The 17,281-nt window shown below is 69.1% G+C and carries 24 protein-coding genes; 18 read left to right on the top strand and 6 right to left on the bottom strand.

Annotated features, from left to right (window positions below; all coding sequences use genetic code 11):
• Positions 1-160 precede the first annotated feature (160 nt).
• From OG496_RS27000 to OG496_RS26975, 6 genes are all read left to right on the top strand, one after another.
• Positions 161-907 (top strand): DUF2993 domain-containing protein, encoded by a 747-nt coding sequence (locus tag OG496_RS27000; RefSeq protein ID WP_405972718.1) that lies wholly within the window; start codon positions 161-163, stop codon positions 905-907.
• Positions 908-1,106: 199 nt separating this feature from the next.
• The gene (locus OG496_RS26995) at positions 1,107-1,190 is read left to right on the top strand and encodes a putative leader peptide (RefSeq protein ID WP_366433785.1); all 84 of its coding nucleotides are present in this window, start codon (positions 1,107-1,109) and stop codon (positions 1,188-1,190) included.
• Between the two features lie 116 nt (positions 1,191-1,306).
• On the top strand, positions 1,307-2,146 hold the full coding sequence (locus OG496_RS26990; protein ID WP_366496611.1) for a sulfurtransferase: 840 nt from the start codon (positions 1,307-1,309) through the stop codon (positions 2,144-2,146).
• Positions 2,147-2,185: 39 nt separating this feature from the next.
• Positions 2,186-2,473, top strand: a complete 288-nt coding sequence (locus tag OG496_RS26985) for a DUF1416 domain-containing protein (protein ID WP_019064558.1) — start codon at positions 2,186-2,188, stop codon at positions 2,471-2,473.
• A 223-nt stretch (positions 2,474-2,696) separates the two neighbouring features.
• On the top strand, positions 2,697-2,957 hold the full coding sequence (locus OG496_RS26980) for a DUF3099 domain-containing protein (RefSeq protein ID WP_366323801.1): 261 nt from the start codon (positions 2,697-2,699) through the stop codon (positions 2,955-2,957).
• A gap of 29 nt (positions 2,958-2,986) precedes the next feature.
• On the top strand, positions 2,987-3,370 hold the full coding sequence (locus tag OG496_RS26975; protein WP_405972717.1) for a VOC family protein: 384 nt from the start codon (positions 2,987-2,989) through the stop codon (positions 3,368-3,370).
• 19 nt (positions 3,371-3,389) lie between these two features.
• On the opposite strand, the gene OG496_RS26970 is transcribed toward OG496_RS26975, so the two are convergent.
• On the bottom strand, positions 3,390-4,082 hold the full coding sequence (locus OG496_RS26970; RefSeq protein WP_405972716.1) for a TetR/AcrR family transcriptional regulator: 693 nt from the start codon (positions 4,080-4,082) through the stop codon (positions 3,390-3,392).
• 122 nt (positions 4,083-4,204) lie between these two features.
• On the opposite strand from OG496_RS26970, the gene OG496_RS26965 reads away from it, so the two are divergent.
• The gene (locus OG496_RS26965) at positions 4,205-5,329 is read left to right on the top strand and encodes an FAD-dependent oxidoreductase (RefSeq protein ID WP_405972715.1); all 1,125 of its coding nucleotides are present in this window, start codon (positions 4,205-4,207) and stop codon (positions 5,327-5,329) included.
• 34 nt (positions 5,330-5,363) lie between these two features.
• Here the strand turns inward: OG496_RS26965 and OG496_RS26960 are convergent, their stop codons facing one another.
• Positions 5,364-5,633 (bottom strand): hypothetical protein, encoded by a 270-nt coding sequence (locus OG496_RS26960; RefSeq protein ID WP_405972714.1) that lies wholly within the window; start codon positions 5,631-5,633, stop codon positions 5,364-5,366.
• Entirely contained in the window at positions 5,630-5,995 is a 366-nt protein-coding gene (locus tag OG496_RS26955) for a hypothetical protein (protein ID WP_405972713.1), read from the bottom strand. Before OG496_RS26955 ends, OG496_RS26960 begins: the two co-directional genes overlap by 4 nt.
• Positions 5,996-6,172: 177 nt before the next feature.
• Here OG496_RS26955 and OG496_RS26950 point away from each other — a divergent pair, with 177 nt between their 5' ends.
• A complete protein-coding gene (locus OG496_RS26950; RefSeq protein ID WP_405972712.1) occupies positions 6,173-7,015 on the top strand; it encodes a DUF5753 domain-containing protein in 843 nt (280 codons plus the stop codon).
• Positions 6,997-7,191 (top strand): DUF397 domain-containing protein, encoded by a 195-nt coding sequence (locus OG496_RS26945; RefSeq protein ID WP_366496618.1) that lies wholly within the window; start codon positions 6,997-6,999, stop codon positions 7,189-7,191. The genes OG496_RS26950 and OG496_RS26945 overlap by 19 nt, the downstream gene beginning before the upstream one ends.
• Here the strand turns inward: OG496_RS26945 and OG496_RS26940 are convergent.
• Positions 7,185-7,547, bottom strand: a complete 363-nt coding sequence (locus tag OG496_RS26940) for a DsrE family protein (protein ID WP_366496619.1) — start codon at positions 7,545-7,547, stop codon at positions 7,185-7,187. The genes OG496_RS26945 and OG496_RS26940 overlap by 7 nt on opposite strands.
• Positions 7,548-7,634: 87 nt before the next feature.
• Here OG496_RS26940 and OG496_RS26935 point away from each other — a divergent pair, with 87 nt between their 5' ends.
• Together OG496_RS26935 and OG496_RS26930 are read left to right on the top strand one after the other, a co-directional pair.
• The gene (locus tag OG496_RS26935) at positions 7,635-8,447 is read left to right on the top strand and encodes a hypothetical protein (RefSeq protein WP_405972711.1); all 813 of its coding nucleotides are present in this window, start codon (positions 7,635-7,637) and stop codon (positions 8,445-8,447) included.
• Entirely contained in the window at positions 8,444-9,262 is an 819-nt protein-coding gene (locus OG496_RS26930) for a hypothetical protein (RefSeq protein WP_405972710.1), read from the top strand. Before OG496_RS26935 ends, OG496_RS26930 begins: the two co-directional genes overlap by 4 nt.
• Here the strand turns inward: OG496_RS26930 and OG496_RS26925 are convergent.
• Positions 9,237-9,740 (bottom strand): hypothetical protein, encoded by a 504-nt coding sequence (locus OG496_RS26925; protein WP_405972709.1) that lies wholly within the window; start codon positions 9,738-9,740, stop codon positions 9,237-9,239. The two genes, OG496_RS26930 and OG496_RS26925, sit on opposite strands and share 26 nt — an antisense overlap.
• Here OG496_RS26925 and OG496_RS26920 point away from each other — a divergent pair.
• The 4 genes from OG496_RS26920 (at position 9,739) to OG496_RS26905 (ending at position 13,044) form a co-directional block, all read left to right on the top strand.
• Positions 9,739-10,764: a hypothetical protein gene (locus OG496_RS26920; protein WP_405972708.1), complete on the top strand. Its 1,026-nt coding sequence runs from the start codon at positions 9,739-9,741 to the stop codon at positions 10,762-10,764. The two genes, OG496_RS26925 and OG496_RS26920, sit on opposite strands and share 2 nt — an antisense overlap.
• A 226-nt stretch (positions 10,765-10,990) precedes the next feature.
• The gene (locus OG496_RS26915; RefSeq protein ID WP_019062576.1) at positions 10,991-11,566 is read left to right on the top strand and encodes an FABP family protein; all 576 of its coding nucleotides are present in this window, start codon (positions 10,991-10,993) and stop codon (positions 11,564-11,566) included.
• Between the two features lie 34 nt (positions 11,567-11,600).
• Positions 11,601-12,068 carry a transcriptional repressor gene (locus OG496_RS26910; protein ID WP_365309337.1) on the top strand — a complete coding sequence of 156 codons (468 nt, stop codon included), beginning with the start codon at positions 11,601-11,603 and terminating at the stop codon, positions 12,066-12,068.
• Between the two features lie 10 nt (positions 12,069-12,078).
• Positions 12,079-13,044, top strand: a complete 966-nt coding sequence (locus OG496_RS26905; RefSeq protein WP_405972707.1) for a YgfZ/GcvT domain-containing protein — start codon at positions 12,079-12,081, stop codon at positions 13,042-13,044.
• Positions 13,045-13,068: 24 nt separating this feature from the next.
• On the opposite strand, the gene dtd is transcribed toward OG496_RS26905, so the two are convergent.
• Complete coding sequence (gene dtd, locus OG496_RS26900; protein WP_405972706.1) at positions 13,069-13,494, bottom strand: D-aminoacyl-tRNA deacylase; 426 nt, start codon at positions 13,492-13,494, stop codon at positions 13,069-13,071.
• A gap of 169 nt (positions 13,495-13,663) precedes the next feature.
• On the opposite strand from dtd, the gene OG496_RS26895 reads away from it, so the two are divergent.
• The 3 genes from OG496_RS26895 to OG496_RS26885 all read left to right on the top strand — a co-directional run bounded on the left by OG496_RS26895 (position 13,664) and on the right by OG496_RS26885 (position 17,080).
• Positions 13,664-14,266 carry an aerial mycelium formation protein gene (locus OG496_RS26895; RefSeq protein WP_405972705.1) on the top strand — a complete coding sequence of 201 codons (603 nt, stop codon included), beginning with the start codon at positions 13,664-13,666 and terminating at the stop codon, positions 14,264-14,266.
• A 19-nt stretch (positions 14,267-14,285) separates the two neighbouring features.
• Positions 14,286-15,248 (top strand): asparaginase, encoded by a 963-nt coding sequence (locus OG496_RS26890; RefSeq protein WP_405972704.1) that lies wholly within the window; start codon positions 14,286-14,288, stop codon positions 15,246-15,248.
• 572 nt (positions 15,249-15,820) lie between these two features.
• Positions 15,821-17,080 carry a GNAT family N-acetyltransferase gene (locus OG496_RS26885; RefSeq protein ID WP_405972703.1) on the top strand — a complete coding sequence of 420 codons (1,260 nt, stop codon included), beginning with the start codon at positions 15,821-15,823 and terminating at the stop codon, positions 17,078-17,080.
• Positions 17,081-17,281 lie beyond the last annotated feature (201 nt).

Below are 17,281 nucleotides of genomic sequence, written 5' to 3'. Positions count from 1 at the left end.
GGGCGGCCAAGTTCCGTGTCGTAGGCGGTAGTTAAGAGCCCTGTCACAGGTGATCGACAATTTCGCGATACACGTGTCCCGCAGGACTACTCTCGCGCTGGGCGGCCACTAGGTCGTCGTACCGCTTTCGTCGACGACTGTCAGGTGGGGATCTCCGTACATGCGCGGGCTACGAATACTTCTGATCGTCGTGGTGATTCTGGGGGTCCTGTTCGTGGTCGTGGACCGGGTCGCGCTCCACTTCGCGGAGGAGGAGGCCGCGTCCAAGGTGAAGACCAGCGAGAACCTGGCCAGCACCCCCGACGTCTCCATCAAGGGTTTCCCCTTCCTCACCCAGGTCGCCTCCGGTGAGCTCGACGACGTGGAACTCGGCGTCGGCCAGTACGAGGCCCCGACCGGCAACACGAGCGCCTCCGGCGGCGCCACCACGATCCGGATCGACGACCTCAAGGCCGACATGAAGGACGTCAAGTTCTCCAGCGGCTACAGCTCCGCCACGGCGGCCACCGCGACGGGCACCGCGAGCATCTCCTACGACCAGCTGCTCAAGGCCGCCAAGTCCGCGCCGACGCCCGTCTTCACCGGCGTCACGGCCCAGATCGTCAGCCTCTCCGACGGCGGCGACGGCAAGATCAAGGCCGACATGAAGGTCACGGTCACGGGGGTCGGGACGACGACGTATCCGGTGCTCAGCACGGTCACCGTCGTGGGCAACACGGTGAAGGTGCACGCGGACAACCTGCCCAAGCTGGTCGTCGACCTCGCCGACTCCCGGGTCCGCTCGATCACCGACTTCCAGCAGACGCTCGACCAGCTGCCGGGCGGTGTGAAGCTGGACAGTGTGCAGGCCGCGAAGAGCGGTGTGGACATCAAGGTGAAGGGTTCGAACGTCAGGCTGGCCGGGTAGGACGAGGTCCGGGCGGGCGGTGCCCGTCCGAGGGGCGAGACGGCGGTGTCCGTGCGGCAGGGGAATTAACGGCCGAGGGGGCCCGGGATCCCTGCCGTAGGGCCGCTGGCGGCTCGCTCGTCTCACATCACGGACGATCGCGTCTCAAAATACGACACACCGGTGACATGCCCGGCGATCCGTCCCTACGATCGTCGTTATGAAGCGCCAGGCGGACGACCTCACGAAGCGGCGGGCAGTAGACCTGTGCCGCGTCGCCGCCATGCTCTGTCGCACTTTCTGAGCGGAGGCGCAGGCCTCCGTCTTCCCCCCCCGTGTCCCTGATCAGGGACACCCGCGCGAGCGCGCACCCTTTCTCTCACGCACCGCACCGCCGTAACTGCCCCGGAGGAGAAAAGCATGAGCCGCAGTGACGTCCTGGTCGACGCCGACTGGGTCGAGGCCAACCTCGACAACCCGAGCGTGGCGATCGTCGAGGTCGACGAGGACACGTCCGCGTACGAGAAGAACCACATCAAGAACGCGATCCGGATCGACTGGACGAAGGACCTCCAGGACCCGGTACGCCGTGACTTCGTCGACCAGGAGGGCTTCGAGAAGCTCCTGTCCGGCAAGGGCATCGGCAACGACACGCTGGTGATCCTCTACGGCGGCAACAACAACTGGTTCGCGTCGTACGCCTACTGGTACTTCAAGCTCTACGGCCACGACAACGTCAAGCTGCTCGACGGTGGCCGCAAGAAGTGGGAGCTGGACGCCCGCGAGCTGGTCGAGGAGGTCCCCGCGCGCGCCGAGACCTCCTACAAGGCCAAGCCGCAGAACAAGGCGATCCGCGCCTTCCGCGACGACGTCGTGGCGGCCATCGGTTCGCAGAACCTGGTCGACGTCCGTTCGCCCGACGAGTTCAGCGGCAAGCTGCTCGCGCCGGCGCACCTTCCGCAGGAGCAGTCGCAGCGTCCGGGCCACGTCCCGTCCGCGCGCAACATCCCGTGGTCGAAGAACGCCAACGACGACGGCACCTTCAAGTCGGACGACGAGCTCAAGGAGCTCTACGCCGAGGAGCAGGTCGACCTCGCCACGGACACCATCGCGTACTGCCGTATCGGCGAGCGCTCGGCCCTGACCTGGTTCGTGCTGCACGAGCTGCTCGGTGTCGAGAACGTCAAGAACTACGACGGTTCCTGGACCGAGTACGGCTCCCTGGTCGGCGTTCCGATCGAGCTCGGCGCCAACAAGTAAGCAACCGCACAACCGCTGCGACCTGAAGGAAACCAAGACATGTGTGGAGCGAAGGCCGGCGGCCCCGACGCCTCGACGATCAAGCCCGGTGAGACCACCATCCAGGGCCAGGTGACCCGTAACGGCGAGCCGGTGACGGGCTACGTCCGTCTCCTGGACTCGACCGGCGAGTTCACCGCGGAGGTCCCGACCTCCGCCACGGGCCAGTTCCGCTTCTACGCGGCTGAAGGCACCTGGACCGTCCGCGCCCTCGTTCCGGGCGCCACCGCCGACCGCACGGTGGTCGCCCAGACGGGCGGCCTGGCGGAGGTCGCGATCGCAGTCTGATCGCCGTCTCACTGTCGAAGGGCCGCACCTCCTGAGGTGCGGCCCTTTCGCATGCGCGGGCCTACCCTGGAAACATGCTGGCACGTCGCCGTCGCGTGACCCCTCCTTGATGTGCTCCTTGCACTGCTTCGCAGGCTGCGGAGCGCTGCGTCGGCCTCCGGCCGCCGACGCCGGCGGGCCCGCACCTGTGGAGTCGGCTCTGATGCGGGCCTACGCTGGAAGCATGCTGGCACGTCGCCGTCGCGTGTACTTCGTCATGATGGGCATCTGCATCGGGCTCTTCGTCCTGGCCTGGGGAGTCGTGCGGATCTGGTCGGTGCCCGCGGCCGTGGGGATGTGTGTGGTCGCGATGCTGATCCCGCCGGTCGCCGCGATGGTCGCCAACCGGCGCGGCCCCGACGACCGCTGGTGGGACGACCCGTCCGGTGACCCCAAGTCCGACGAGTGGTGGGACGAGCTGGACGGGAAGAAGCGCCGCCCGTAAGGCGCGCGGTGAGCGGGTAGAGGGCGGGCATGTCGCCTACGAGACTGTCCACCGTGGTGCTGGACGCGCGGGACGCGCACGAGCTGGCCGGCTTCTACGCCCGCCTGCTCGGTTACGTGATCCGGGCCGAGGAACCGGACTGGGTCCTGATCGGCCCGCCCGAGGGCGGCACCGGCCTCTCCTTCCAGACCGAGCCGGAGTACGTCCCGCCGGTGTGGCCCACCCGGAACCCCGGCGAGCAACAGATGATGCTGCACTTGGACATCGAGGTCGACGACCTGGCGGGCGAGGTCGAGCGGGCCGTACGCGAGGGGGCCACGCTCCACGCGCACCAGCCGCAGGACGACGTACGGGTCCTGCTGGATCCGTCCGGCCACCCCTTCTGCCTGTGGCGACAGGAGCAGGGGGTGTGATCGAGGGGCGTCACGGGGCTCAACCGGAGGCGGGCCGCAGGTTGTTCATGAGCAGGCCGAGGGTGAACTCGAAGCGGTCGTGGCCGGTGCCGGAGATCAGCTCGGCGGCATGGCGTCGGGTCTGCGGGAACTTCTCGGCCGGCAGTGCCGTGAAGCGCTCCAGCAACTCCTCGTGGCTGAGCACCCATTCCGGGTCCTGGTGCCGGCGCCGCTGCCGGACCAGCGACTGTTCCAGTGCGTAGGCGCTGACGTAGAGGGACAGCGCGTCGCGGGCCCATCCGGCCGTCCTCGGTTCGATGCCGCCCGCGAGCAGGATCGCCAGGATTCCCTCGCCGACCCGCAGCGTTTCCAGGCTGGTCGGCACCATGGCCAGCGCGGCGCGCGAGACTCCGGGGTATTTCAGGTACAGGTCGCGGATCTGCGTGTACACCGCGAGCAGTTGCTCGCGCCAGGCGGCCGGGTCCGGTTCGGGGAGCACGACCTCGGCGTAGAGCCTGCCGATCAGCAGGTCGTCGAGGTCGTCCTTGTTGACGATGTGCGCGTACAGCGACGACGGACCGGTGCCGAGCACGGCGGCGACCCGGCGGATGGTCAGCGCGTCGTACCCCTCGGTGGCGACGACTTCCAGGGCGGCGTCGGTGATCCGCTCGACGGTGATCGGCTTCTTGCGGGCCGCGCGGCGTTGGCGGGGATCGCGGGGATCGGCTGACATGCCGACCACCTTACCTTGACACGAACTTAGTTCGTTCAGTAGAACTTAGATCGTCAGAACGAACTAAGTTCGCCAGTCAGGCGAACCTGGTTCGTGGCGGGTCGATTTTCCGGAGGTGTGTGATGAGAGTTTCCGTAGTCGGAGCCGGTCTGGGAGGTCTGGCTCTCGCGCAGGGTCTGCGCGGTGCCGGCATCGAGGCCGACGTGTTCGAGCGGGACCCGGGGATCGTCGCCCGGTTCCAGGGCTACCGGCTCGTGCTGGACCCGACCGGGTTCCGGGCGGTGCGCGACTGCCTGCCGACGCGCTGGCACCCGCTGCTGGACGAGATCGTCATGGACGCCTCCGCCGAGCAGCTGATCCTGGACCCGCAGTTGAATGAGATCGGCAGGCTCGGCGCGGGCCGGACCGGCATCGTGGTCGACCGGCAGGTGCTGCGACACCTGTTGCTGACCGGCCTCACCGTGCACACCGATGCCGCGCTGACCGGCTACGACGTGCTGGCCGACGGCACTGTCCAAGCCCGGTTCGCCCACCGCGACCCGGCCACCGCCGACCTGCTCGTGGGCGCGGACGGCGTCACCTCTGCGGTTCGCGGGGTGCTGTCGCCGCGGACCACCCCGACCGACACCGGCGTCCGGTTCGTCATCGGCCGCACCCCGCTGACCGACGAGTTCGCCGGCCTGTCCAAGGCGTACGGCTCGAAGATCGCGGGCGACGGCGTCAGCCTGCTGCTCGGCGCGATGCGCTTCCGTACCCCGCCGCAGCAGGCCGCCGAGCAGCTGGCCCCCGACGTCACGCTGCCCGACATCGGCGACTACGTGCGCTGGGCCATGATCCTGCCGTCGAACGGCTCGCTGGAGGATCTGACCGCGCAGGACGCCGTGCTGTCCAGGATGGAAGGCTGGCACCCGGAGCTGCGCGCGCTGATCGAGCAGGCCGACCCGGACAACAGCACGCTGCTGTCCATCCGGGTGGTCAAGCCCGGTGAGCGCTGGGCGTCCGGCCCGGTCACGCTGCTCGGCGACGCGATCCACGCCACCTCCCCGACCGGCGGCAACGGCGCGAACACCGCGCTGCGCGATGCCGACCTGCTGCGCCGCCGCCTGATCGATGCCGACGAAGGCCGCCGGGATCTGCTCGGCGCGGTCGGCGACTACGAGCGGCAGATGTTCGAGTACGGCGCGGAGGCCGTGCGCAGCAGTCTTGAGAAGCTGCCCGCGTTCGCCCCTGGAGCGAAGCTGTCCTGAGGCGTTCCGGGTGTTGATGGGGACGCCTACGCGCTCACGTCGTCGCGATGATCGCCATCAGCAGGCCCCCGATGCACATCGCGGTGAGCGCGCCGGTCCAGAAGGCGTCCTCGCGCAGGGCCCGGGGTGCGCGGAACCGGCGTCGGCGTCGGGCGGGTGGGGGCGTGGGTACGGGTGCGGCGGGTGGTGGTGCCGGGGGCTCCTGCTGTCGTACGACGGGTAAGGGCGCCATCGGCATGAGGGGTGGCGGTACCGCCTGGGCCGGGGGGACCTGGATCAGCTGGTGAGGGCGGGGGCGGTTCATACGGGGTGGACCTCGCTGCGGTGTTTGCGGAGCAGGACGTTCGCGTCGGTCTCGGCGCTGTAGTCACGCGCGGTGCGTGCCGCCGCCCGGACCTCGGCCAGTTCCGCGCACCCGGCGCAACCGGGGGCCGGCTGCGGCGGTACGGCGACCAGGAACGGGGCGTCGGTGCGGGCGCGGTAGTTTGCGGCACGGACCCCGGCGCTCATGCGCTCCGCGTCCGTGGCCGGGCGGAGTGACCCGGGGTCGGCCTGCCATTCGCGTCCGCCGCCGACGGGCCTCAACAGGGTGTAGGGCCCTGCCTTGTCCTGGTACTCGCCGACCGTGTCGGTCGCCGGGTCGTAGAGCAGCGTTCCGGGTTCCATCGGCGCATCCTCCTCTTCCTCTTTGTGCAACTTCCATACAGAATGCGACAGTTGCACTACTCTGTGCAGCCCTGGGTGTGTTACGAGGATGACCCAGGGCGGAGGCGAATGCGGCGCCAACGGGCTCAACTTCCGCGCCGGGCGCGCCAAATTCCACAAATTCCACAGGAGGTCGCGATGCCGCAACGGCTGGTGGTCACGGAACGCAGCCATGAGCCCAGGAAGCGGTTTGCCGAGGAGTTGCGGAGGCTGAGGCGTGAACGGGGCCTGAGCCTGCGGGAGTTGGGGAAGGCGTTGGGGTGGGACGCGTCGCAGTTCGGGAAGATGGAGCGTGGGGGCACGCTGGGTGGGCCCGAGGTCGTACAGGCGCTGGACCAGTACTACGGCACGGTGCCGCTGCTACTCACCCTGTGGGAGTTGGCAGTTGGTGACCCGAGGCAGTTCAAGGAGCAGTACCGGCGGTACATGGTGTTGGAGGCCGAGGCCCTGGGGTTGTGGCAGTACTCCGTGAGCAGGCCGCCGGGTGTGCTTCAGACAGCGGAGTACGCGAGGGAAGCGCTGATGGCGGGCGGGCTTCGAGGCGAGGAGCTGGAGCAGCAGGTCGACGCGCGAAACGGACGGCGCCGGGTGCTGGAGGGGGAGGATCCGCCCCCGTTCCGCGTGATCCTCTCCGAGCTGGTGCTGCGGAACTCCCTGCGCAACACCCAGGCGTGGCGGGGGCAGTTGGAGTTCTTGGTGGAGGCGGCGGATCGGCCGAACATCGCCCTTCACGTTCTGCCGTTCGGCACGGGGCTGCACGGGTTGGACAGCACGGACGTGATGTTCCTGCGACTGCTGGACGGCCGAACCGTGGCCTACGCCGAGAACGACGTGAGCGGTGAACTGATCGAGGAAACAAGCAAGGTCGACCAGCTTCAGCGGACATATGATGCGGTACGCGACCTGGCGTTGTCCCTGGCCGAGTCGCGATCGTTCGTCCTGCGGATGTTGGAGGAAGTGCCGTGCGAGCCATCGACTTGAGCAACGTGACGTGGCGCAAGAGCAGTTACAGCAACTCGGACGGCGGCAACTGCGTCGAGGTCGCCTCCAACCTCCCCCTCGTCCCCGTTCGCGACAGCAAGAACCCCGACCACGGCACCCTGATCTTCGGCGTGGACGCCTGGTCGGAGTTCGTAAGCTCGGCTAAGGCTCAGTAGACGAGCGCCTGCGTGCCGTCGGCCATAACCTCCTGCACGAACACCTGCGCCCCGGCGATCCGAACCCCCTCGATGACATCCTTCTCGGAGATGTCCCGGCGGGCCGCGCACTGCGTGCACAGGGTGACGCGGCCCGCGGCCAGGATCGAGTCGATCAGGTCGGGCAGCGGGGCGGCGTGCGGGAGTTCGAACTCGGCGGCGCGGCCCGGCAGGGCGAACCACGCGGACTCGCCGGTCAGCCACAGGGAGACGTCCACTCCGCTGGCCACGGCGACCGCGGCCACCGTGAACGCCTGTGAGCAGCGTTCGGGGGCGTCGGTTCCTGCCGTCACCTTGATCACGAGCTTCTTCGACATGACCGAATCGTAATCAACTCCCTTACAACTCCCTGCGTTGGCCATGGGTCTCCTGTGCGCGCATATGGAATGCGCACGTCATGTTCCGTGGGGGACGTTTTGGAAGTACCGGAAGAATCCATCGAAGAAGTACCGGATCCGGAGCCGGAGTTGGGCCCGGAGACAGAGCCGGAGTCGGGGCCCGCGCCCCGCCCGCGTCGCCGGGGCCGTACCACCCTCCTCATCGCCGTCGCCGCCGTGCTCGGTGTCGTAGCCGGTACCTGTACGGGTTTCCTCGTGCAGGCGAACCGCGCACCCGACGCGCTGCCCTCCCTCTCGCAGGCCACGCTCACCCAGGCGAAGGGGCCGGCTCCGGAGCCGTTGTCCGCCGCCCAGGACCGTGAGGTCAAGGTCGACGGCGACCTGCGCAAGCTGCTGCTGAAGAGGCCGAGCGGGGCGCGGGACGCGGACTACACCACCGGGGAGGACGGGTGGCTGGACCTGGCCGGATACGCGGAGATGTACGACAGGCCGGCCAACGCCTTCCCCGAGCTCGTCGCCAACGAGTTCCGCCGCGCGGCTGTCGCGAACTGGCGGGAGGGCAGCTCGCTCTTCGTCGAGATCCGGCTCGTGCAGTACCGCCAGCAGGACCAGCTTGTCGTCCCCGACTCGGCGAGCAGCGCCTACACCTACGCCGAGAACAAGCCCCACACCGACAGCTGGCCCATCCCGGGCACCGGTGACGGGATGGCGTACGTCCACAACTCGCCGGACCGCGAGGCCGGTTACACGGATGTCTACAACGCCGACGCGCACGCCTGGCGCGGTGACATCGAGATGGAGATCTGGGTCTCCTCCGGGAGCCCCGTCCCCAAGAAGAAGATCATGGATCTGGCCAAGCGGCAGATGGAGCGGCTGTGACCATCGAGAACCCCGAACTGGTCGGCAGCTCCGAGGAGTTGACACCTGATGTCGTCAAGAAGCCGGTGCGCAAGGGCCGTATCGCCGCGGTCGCCGGGGTGGTGCTGCTGAGCCTCGCCGTGGCCGGCGGGGTCGGGTACACCGTCGTGACCGTGAACGGCGCGGACCGGGACGCGGGCGACGTCGTATGGACGTTCCCGAAGGTGTCCGAGGAGAAGGCGACGGGCACGGCGAAGGCGACCGGGCTCGCCGCGGCGCTCGTGCCGTACGGCCTGGACGACGGCTGGAGCGAGGGGCCGGACATCGCGCAGTACGGCTATGACACCTCGTTCACCGGGGCGCAGGCGACGGCGCTGCGCAAGGAGGCGCTGAAGGAACTGCCGCTCAAGCAGCGCAAGCCGTTGGAGAAGGAGATCGACAAGCAGCACACCAAGGGCCTGGCGATGCGCAGTTACGTCAGCACCAACCAGCAGTCGACCGGCTACACGAACAAGGCGGCGACGGTGAACATCGTGCTGGCCCAGATCGGGGACACGTCGGCGGTACGGAGCGCGTCCCGCTTCCAGAACGAGTTCCTCGACGCCCTGGGCGTCTTCCGCCCCGGTCCGACGATCAAGGGCTACAAGAACGCCGAGTGCTTCCTCTCCCCGAAGGACACCGAGGAAAAGATCGACTCGATCTTCTGCTCCGCCTACCAGGGCGAGGTCCTGGTCACCCTCACGGCGGAATCCTCCAAGCCCATGCAGACTTCCGCCATCGCCCACCTGCTCAAGGACCAACTCGACCGCATCAAGGACCCGGGGGAGGCGGTATGACCGACCAGCAGCAGAACACAACACCCAGGGAGCCCGCCCTGACCCCGCCCTCCACCGACTCCTCGGCCGCTCCGACGACGACGGAGCGCACGGCCGTCCCGGCGGCTCCGGAGTCTTCGGTGGTTCCGGCTGCTCCGGAGTCTTCGGCGACACCGGCGGCCTCTGAGCCCTCGGCGGTCCCGGCTGCCCTGGAGCCCACGGAGCCCACGGAGCCTCTGGCCGTCCCGGCCGCCTCCGAGTCCTCGGTTGCTTCGGTGATGGAGGAGCCTTTGGCCGCTCCGCCCGCCGCGGAGTCCTTGGCGGCACCGGCTGCCACAGAGCCCTCGGTGATACCGGCGGGCTCTGAGAGTTCGGTGGCTCCGGCCGCCTCCGAGTCCTCGGTGGTCCCGGTGGCTGAGGAGCTTTCGGCCGCCGTGCCCGCCTCGGAGCCCGTGGCCACAGCGGCTGCTTCAGAGCCCTTGGCGACACCGGCGGGCATGGAGCCCTCAGCCGCACGGGCAGCCGCCGAGTCTTCGGTGGTTCCGCCGGCTTCGGAGTTCTCTGCGACACCGGCGGCCTTCGAGGCCTCGGCTGTACCGGCAGTAACGGAGCCTCTGGCTGTTCCGGCGGCCTCCGCCGAGGTTCCCGTTGGCCCGGGGGTCGTACAACCCCCGCTCAGCCCGGACGCTCCCGAAGCCCCGCCCCTTCCGGCTCTTCCGCCCGCCACGGAACCGTTTACCCCGCTCACCCCCGCCAAGAAAGACCGTCGCGTCCTGCGTGCGGTCCTCCGCTGGACCGCCGCCGTGGTCGTCTTCGCGGTGGTCGGGGCCGGGACGGCGTACGGGATCACCGACATGAAGCGGACGGACGTGCCCGGGCTCGGGACGGCTTCGGACGGGCGGTGGGACTATCCCGTGCTCAGCAAGCCGCCGCTGCCGGCGGGCAGCCCGGGGCCGTTCGCCGAGGCCAACACCGCGGAGGCCCATTTCGCGGATCTGCGGGCGCTGGTGCTGCCGGCACCGAAGGGGGCAACCGGGGACAAGGCACTCGACGGCAGTGACGGCTGGCTGGCCACGAAGGTGTTCCTCGCCGAGTTCTCGTCCGGCGACGACCGGACCGAGCTCGCGCAGAAGCTGACCGACGACGGCCTCCGGCACATCGCGGCGCGCGGCTGGACCACCCCGGACGGCACGCACACCCGGATCTACCTGCTCCAGTTCGACACGGCGACGGTCGCCGACGGCCTGGTCGGGGGGAACCTGGGCGGATACGCGGCCCCCACCTACCCGGTACACGGCGCCGACAGCTACGAGCCGGACGACGACTTCCCGGACGCGGCCAAGATCACGGACGTCTCGCTCGTCCCGTACACCGAGGCGAAACCGTACGGCCCCGAACAGATCCGGCTGGCGTTCCTCACGGCCGGCGACACCGTCGCGATGATCGTGCAGTCGAGGAAGGGCGAGGCGAACGGCGTCCCGTTCCAGCAGACGGTGACGCTCCAGAGCCAGCTGCTCGGCTAGCCGTACCTCGCAGAGAGGGCCGGGCCCCGGCCGCGTAAGCTGGGGCCCGGCCTTATGCACATGTACACGCATCGCACCACGCTCATCCGAGGAGCACCCGTGTTGGAGATCTTCTTCGAAACCCTGCTGGTCCTGGTCTGCGTCGGCGTCCTCGCCTTCGCCGGACTGAGCGTGAAGAAGCTGTACCAGGGCCAGCGCTGACCCCCACCGAGGAACTGCTGACGTCATGATCGAGATCCCGTCCGACCTCCACAAGGACCTGGTCCCCCTCGTCTTCCTGCTCGGCGAGTGGGCCGGCGCGGGTGTCCACGACTTCCCCGGCTCCGAGAAGTGCAACTTCGGCCAGGAGGTCTCCTTCACGCACGACGGCCGCGACTTCCTGGAGTACCGCTCCCACACCTGGGTCCTGGACAACGACGGCAACAAGGTCCGCCCCCTGGAGACCGAGTCCGGCTTCTGGCGCATCGACGCCGACCGCAAGGTCGAGGTCACGATGACCCGCGACGACGGAGTCGTCGAGATCTGGTACGGCGAACTCGCCAAGCAGAAGCCCCAGATCGACCTGGTCACGGACGCCGTCGCCCGCACCGCCGCCTCCGGCCCCTACACCGGCGGCAAGCGCCTCTACGGCTACGTCAAGAGCGACCTCATGTGGGTCGGCGAGAAGCAGACCCCCGAGGTCGAACTCCGCCCCTACATGTCCGCCCACCTGAAGAAGATCGTCACCCCGGACGACGTCGAGCGCTGGGCGAAGGCCCTCCCGGACGACATGCCGGACGACGGGATCGCTTTCTTCAAGTAGTCCTAGACTCTGAGGTGTGGTGAGCACCCAAGGCATGGACCCAGGCACGGACCCAGGCACCGACTGGAAGACCGATCTGCGGCAGCGCGGTTACCGGCTGACCCCGCAGCGGCAGCTCGTGCTCGAAGCCGTGGACACCCTGGAGCACGCGACCCCCGACGACATCCTCATCGAGGTGAGGAAGACGGCGTCGGGGGTCAACATCTCCACCGTGTACAGAACCCTGGAGCTCCTCGAAGAGCTCCAGCTGGTCAGTCACGCGCACCTGGGGCACGGGGCGCCGACGTACCACCTCGCCGACCGGCACCATCACATCCACCTGGTCTGCCGTGACTGCACGAACGTCATCGAGGCCGATGTCGAGGTGGCCGCCGAGTTCCGGGCCAAGCTGCGGGACACGTTCGGCTTCGAGACGGACATGAAGCACTTCGCGATCTTCGGCCGCTGCAAGGACTGCACGGGCAAGAGCGCGACCGCTAAGACTTCAACTACCGAGTCGTAGGCTTACCCGTATGAAGAGCTCCCTGTTGTCCCTGCCCGGCGCCGTCCCCGCCGAAGGAGTGGACGAAGGCGTCGCCGCCCACTACGGCGACCTGTTCCGTGAGCAGCGCACCCTCGCCGACGGCACCGGTTTCGTGGACCTCTCGCACCGAGGGGTCGTCGCCGTCACCGGTGACGACCGGCTGAGCTGGCTGCACCTCCTGCTCACCCAGCACGTCAGCGACCTCCCCACCGGCGTCGCCACCGAGGCGCTGATCCTCTCCGCGCACGGCCACATCGAGCACGCCCTGTACCTCGTCGACGACGGCACCACAGTGTGGATGCACACCGAACCCGACACCCAGGAGGCGCTGATCGCCTACCTGGAGTCGATGAAGTTCTTCTACCGCGTCGAAGTCACCGACCGCACAGCTGAGTTCGCGGTCGTGTACGTCCCCGCCGGCTCCATCGCCGAGGTCCCGGCCGGTGCCGTCGTACGCGAGACGCCGTACGGCCGCGATCTGTTCCTCCCGCGTGAGGACCTGGAGTCGTACGCCGAGAAGTCGGGTCCGCCGGCCGGGATCCTCGCCTACGAGGCGCTGCGCGTCGAGCACCACCGCCCCCGCCTCGGCTTCGAGACCGACCATCGCACCATCCCGCACGAGCTGGGCTGGATCGGTACGGCGGTCCATCTCCAGAAGGGCTGCTACCGCGGCCAGGAGACGGTGGCTCGGGTGCAGAATCTGGGCAAGCCGCCGCGCCGCCTCGTCTTCCTCCACCTCGACGGCAGCGAGGTCCATCTCCCGGGCCACGGCACGGAGTTGAGGCTCGCGGAGGAGGGCGCGGAGGGCCGGAAGATCGGCTTCATCACGACGTCCGTACGTCACCACGAACTGGGCCCGATCGCCCTCGCACTGGTGAAGCGGAACGTGCCGTTGGACGCGCCGCTGCTGGCCGACAACACGGCGGCCGCTCAGGAAGTAGTCGTAGAGCCGTAGTTGTGGGGTTTTGGTGGTGGGGTCTCAGAGGTCGATCACCACGGTGAACGGGCCGTCGTTCGTGAGGGAGACGCGCATCTGGGCGCCGAAGCGGCCCGTCGCCACCGTGGCGCCCAGCGAACGGAGTTGGGCCACCACCTCGTCGACGAGCGGCTCAGCGATGTCGCCGGGGGCGGCCGCGTTCCAGGTGGGGCGGCGGCCCTTGCGGGCGTCGCCGTAGAGCGTGAACTGGCTGATGACGAGGAGCGGGGCGTCGATGTCGCTGCACGACTTCTCGTCGTGGAGCATGCGGATCGACCAGAGTTTGCGGGCCAGTTGGGCCGCCTTCTCCTTGGTGTCCTCGTGGGTGACGCCGACGAGGACGCACAGGCCCTCGCCCTCGATCGCCCCGACCGTCTCGCCGTCGACCACGACGTTCGCACTGTCCACCCGCTGCACCACTGCTCGCATGGGTTCCATGATGCCGTGCGGGCGGAAGCGGTTGTCGGGCGGCCGCAGGGGGCCGATTTTTGATCCTTAACCCCCCATCTGGGGCCGTTCGGGGGCACTCGGTCACATAGCGGCCACTGGGGGTGGCACGATGCTGTCCACACGCCGGTCGAGGGGACGGTTCAGGCACATGAGCACACCGAGTACCGGGCAGCCCCACGGGCCTGTCTCGCTGATCCGCGCGGGAGGACCGGCCACGCGCCGCCCGCCCGCGCAGCGCGTCGACAGCCCGCTGCTGCCCGCCGAACCGCCCACACCCGACCTGACCGCGCTACGGCTCCCGGAGCTGCGCGCGCTGCGCCGCGACGCGCAGCGCGACGAGGCCGACCTGAGTTACGTACGACGGCTCCTCCAGGGCCGGATCGACATCCTGCGCGCCGAACTGGCCCGGCGTTCCCCGGCGGGCGCGGCGTCGGTGGTCGACCGGCTGTCGGAGATCCTCACCGACGCCCCCGCCCGGCACCGTTCGTCGGCCCGGCACGTCACGCTGGGTACGCCGCACAGCGAGGAGTACCGGCTGCTGGCCGCCGAGATGCTCGCCGAGGTCGAACTCTCCGACCTGGAGGCCCGCACCGACCTGGAACTGACCACCGCGATGGGCCGCCTCGTACGGTACGAACAGCAGGTGTCCCGGCGCCGTCAGCTGCTCCAGCACACGGCCGACGGCTGTAGCGCGGAGATCGCCCGCCGGTACCGTGAGGGAGAGGCACAGGTGGACGACCTGCTGACGTGAGTGACGTGAGGGGCCCGATGTGACGGCTGAGGGTGCGGAGATTGTCGACGGGGCCCCTCCGGTGCTGGCGGAGGTGGTTCGCTCCGGCTTCGTCGAGAGCCGGCACCGGGGGAGCCTGGTGGTCCTGGCGGCGGACGGTTCGGCGGAACTGGCCCTGGGTGACGTGACGACCCCCGTCTTCCCCCGCTCCTCCAACAAGCCGATGCAGGCGGCGGGCGTCCTGCGCGCGGGCCTCGACCTCACCGGCGAACGCCTCGCGATCGCCGCGGCGAGCCATTCCGGCGAACTCTTCCACCGCGATCTGGTACGCCGACTCCTCTCCGAACACGGCCTGGACGCAGGCCAGTTGCAGTGCCCGCCGGACCTTCCGTTGGACCCGGTCGAACAGGAGACGTACCTGGCCTCGGGCGCCGTACGCGACCGCATCGCCATGAACTGTTCCGGCAAGCACACGGCGATGCTGGCGGCGAGCGCGCTGCGGGGCTGGCCGTTGGATTCATACCTGGACCCCGACCACCCGCTCCAAAAACTTATCCACAGGGTTGTGGAGGAAGCGGCGGGTGAGCGGGTGGCGGCGGTGGGCACGGACGGCTGCGGCGCCCCGTTGATGGCGATCAGCCTGACGGGCCTGGCCCGCGCCTTCCGTACCTTCGTCCTGGCAGCCCCGGGTACGGCGGAACGCCGAGTCGCCGATGCGATGCGGGCTCATCCCGAGTACGTCGCCGGTACGCGGCGGCCGGACACGTGGCTGATGCGCGCGGTACCGGGCCTGCTGTCGAAGATGGGCGCGGAGGCGGTTCAGGCGGTTGCCCTTCCGGATGGGCGGGCGCTGGCGTTCAAGGTGGAGGACGGGGCGGGGCGGGCGTTGGGGCCGGTGTTGGGGCGGGTGCTGGACCTGATGGGCGTACCGACCGGGGGGCTCGGGAAGGTGGCTGTGCTGGGTGGGGGGCGTGAGGTGGGGGAGATCCGGGCGGTGTTCTAGAGGCGAGGTCGGGCCGCTCGCTTCTTGGCCAGTGTCGGGCTTCCGCGGCCCGAGTAAAGGGCGCTCCCTGCGGTCGCGTCGGCTGCGCCGATTCCGCTGCGCTCCACCCTTGACTAGGGCCGCTCCAGCCCGTTTCAGAAGCGAGCGAGCGGCCCGGAGGAACGGGTGGCCAGGGAGGAACCCCCTTGCCTGAACCGTGCTGCCGACCGGTGCGGAGGAGCGCGCTCGCGTCTCGCCCGCACGCCCCCTCGGCTCAGCGGCCAACGGCGGGTGGGTGGTCGCCAGAAGCCGGGGGTAAATCTAACCACCGTAACGGGCTTTGACTGGTTAGAGATGACCCCAGCCTTCAGGGGGCAGGGGTGGAGAGACTCGGGTGGTGTCTTAGTGGGGGGAGCGCGCTTCTGCTTTTCACCCCGGCCGGCATCATTCAGCCCGTCCGGCGTTTGAGGACGAGGCCGTTCAGGCCGAAGGGGGGTCTGGGGGCGCAGCCCCCAGTGATGGGACGGGTAGGGGCGGCGGGGGCGAGGAAAATCCCCGAGACACCCCGCCGCTCGTACACCTAGCGTGATCCCATGACCAGTCACCCCCAGGATCTCGCCGTCCGCCCCGTCACAGAGCCCGAGATCCCCGACTGGATCCGCGCCCTGAACACCGGTTTCCTCCGCACCCCGCACGTCTCCGACGAAGAGATCGCCGACCGCAGCAGTTACATCGACAGGTCCCGCACCCTCGGCGCCTTCGACGGCCCCCGCTGCGTAGCGACCTTCCGTTCCTTCCCCCAGGAGCTCACGGCGGTGGGCGGCAACCCGGTCCCCGCAGACGCCATCTCGAACGTCACCGTCACGGTCACCCACCGCCGCCGAGGCCTACTGAACCGCATGATGGCCCAGGACCTGGCGGCGGCGAAGGAACGCGGCGACGTCGTGGCCACCCTCATCGCCGCCGAGTACCGGATCTACGGCCGCTACGGCTTCGGCCCCGCCACGTCGGCGACCCAGTGGGAGATCGACGTGATGAGGGCGGGCCTGGACCCCCGCTGGTCCGCCCCGGAGGACGGCGGCCGCATCGACCTGGTGGACGGCGAGGACGTACGCAAGCTCGGCCCCGAACTGCACGAGCGCCTGCGCCGCAACCAGCCCGGCGCGATCACCCGCGACGACCGCTGGTGGCAGGTCACCACGGGCGCCGTACGCCTGGAGCGCGAGCCGTGGACCGAGCCCTTCTACGCCGTCTACCGCGCGGCGGACGGCGAGGTGCAGGGCCTGGCCGCGTACGTCTGCGACGACACGTGGACCGACGCCAAGCAGCCGCAGGACACAGCCACCGTGAAGAAGCTGATCGCGACTACCCCGGCCGCCGAGCGCGCCCTGTGGCACCACATCTGCTCGATCGACTGGGTGACGAAGGTGAAGTCGGGCTGGCGTGCCCCCGACGACCTGCTGCCCCTCCTCCTGCCGGACCCGCGCGCGGCGACGATCACGACACAGGCGGACTGGTTGTGGGTGCGGGTCCTGGACGTCGTACGGGCCATGGAGGCGCGGTCGTACGAGGGGGAGGGCACGTTGGTATTCGAGGTCGTCGACGGCGCCGGGCTCGCCGGTGGGCGTTACCGGTTGGAGGCGTCTGCGCAGGGTGCGTCCTGCACGCCGACCACGGAGAGTGCCGAACTCACCCTCGATGTGGGGGAGTTGGGGACGCTGTGGCTGGGGGACGAGTCGGCCGTGCGGCTTGCCGCGCTGGGGCGGGTGCGGGAAGAACGAGCGGGCGCCGCCCGTGTGGCCGACGCCCTGCTGCGTACGTCCAGGCGGCCGTGGTGCCCGGACATCTTCTGATCCTGAACGACCTTTCCGCTGGTGCCGGTTGATGGACTGGGTTCATCCGTAGCTGTTCAGTTGTGGTGTGGTGCCGGCCGCCGGGCTCTCGGCTCCCCTCCAGGAGAGAGACCCAGGCGGCCAAGTCGGTCAAGTTGGTGACCAACTCTCTTCTAGTTATCTCCTCTTGGGTACGTCTCATAACCACCTTTCCTTGAACTG

It is taken from the genome of Streptomyces sp. NBC_00988 (genome assembly GCF_045162645.1).
Taxonomy (GTDB): domain Bacteria; phylum Actinomycetota; class Actinomycetes; order Streptomycetales; family Streptomycetaceae; genus Streptomyces.
The sequence above is the reverse complement of the archived record's forward strand: the minus strand, read 5'-3'. Positions and strand labels throughout refer to the sequence as shown.

What these genes read in the sequence shown, in the direction of transcription:
- OG496_RS26970 (WP_405972716.1), bottom strand. Translation starts at nt 4,082, where the DNA reads ATGTCAGCCGATCCCCGCGATCCCCGCCAACGCCGCGCGGCCCGCAAG.
- OG496_RS26990 (WP_366496611.1), top strand. Translation starts at nt 1,307, where the DNA reads ATGAGCCGCAGTGACGTCCTGGTCGACGCCGACTGGGTCGAGGCCAAC.
- OG496_RS27000 (WP_405972718.1), top strand. Translation starts at nt 161, where the DNA reads ATGCGCGGGCTACGAATACTTCTGATCGTCGTGGTGATTCTGGGGGTC.
- OG496_RS26950 (WP_405972712.1), top strand. Translation starts at nt 6,173, where the DNA reads ATGCCGCAACGGCTGGTGGTCACGGAACGCAGCCATGAGCCCAGGAAG.
- OG496_RS26915 (WP_019062576.1), top strand. Translation starts at nt 10,991, where the DNA reads ATGATCGAGATCCCGTCCGACCTCCACAAGGACCTGGTCCCCCTCGTC.
- OG496_RS26925 (WP_405972709.1), bottom strand. Translation starts at nt 9,740, where the DNA reads ATGCCCGCCGGTGTCGCCAAGGGCTCTGAAGCAGCCGCTGTGGCCACG.
- OG496_RS26980 (WP_366323801.1), top strand. Translation starts at nt 2,697, where the DNA reads ATGCTGGCACGTCGCCGTCGCGTGTACTTCGTCATGATGGGCATCTGC.
- OG496_RS26995 (WP_366433785.1), top strand. Translation starts at nt 1,107, where the DNA reads ATGAAGCGCCAGGCGGACGACCTCACGAAGCGGCGGGCAGTAGACCTG.
- OG496_RS26905 (WP_405972707.1), top strand. Translation starts at nt 12,079, where the DNA reads ATGAAGAGCTCCCTGTTGTCCCTGCCCGGCGCCGTCCCCGCCGAAGGA.
- OG496_RS26955 (WP_405972713.1), bottom strand. Translation starts at nt 5,995, where the DNA reads ATGGAACCCGGAACGCTGCTCTACGACCCGGCGACCGACACGGTCGGC.
- OG496_RS26895 (WP_405972705.1), top strand. Translation starts at nt 13,664, where the DNA reads ATGAGCACACCGAGTACCGGGCAGCCCCACGGGCCTGTCTCGCTGATC.
- OG496_RS26985 (WP_019064558.1), top strand. Translation starts at nt 2,186, where the DNA reads ATGTGTGGAGCGAAGGCCGGCGGCCCCGACGCCTCGACGATCAAGCCC.
- OG496_RS26940 (WP_366496619.1), bottom strand. Translation starts at nt 7,547, where the DNA reads ATGTCGAAGAAGCTCGTGATCAAGGTGACGGCAGGAACCGACGCCCCC.
- OG496_RS26975 (WP_405972717.1), top strand. Translation starts at nt 2,987, where the DNA reads ATGTCGCCTACGAGACTGTCCACCGTGGTGCTGGACGCGCGGGACGCG.
- OG496_RS26885 (WP_405972703.1), top strand. Translation starts at nt 15,821, where the DNA reads ATGACCAGTCACCCCCAGGATCTCGCCGTCCGCCCCGTCACAGAGCCC.
- dtd (WP_405972706.1), bottom strand. Translation starts at nt 13,494, where the DNA reads ATGCGAGCAGTGGTGCAGCGGGTGGACAGTGCGAACGTCGTGGTCGAC.
- OG496_RS26910 (WP_365309337.1), top strand. Translation starts at nt 11,601, where the DNA reads ATGGACCCAGGCACGGACCCAGGCACCGACTGGAAGACCGATCTGCGG.
- OG496_RS26965 (WP_405972715.1), top strand. Translation starts at nt 4,205, where the DNA reads ATGAGAGTTTCCGTAGTCGGAGCCGGTCTGGGAGGTCTGGCTCTCGCG.
- OG496_RS26920 (WP_405972708.1), top strand. Translation starts at nt 9,739, where the DNA reads ATGGAGCCCTCAGCCGCACGGGCAGCCGCCGAGTCTTCGGTGGTTCCG.
- OG496_RS26960 (WP_405972714.1), bottom strand. Translation starts at nt 5,633, where the DNA reads ATGAACCGCCCCCGCCCTCACCAGCTGATCCAGGTCCCCCCGGCCCAG.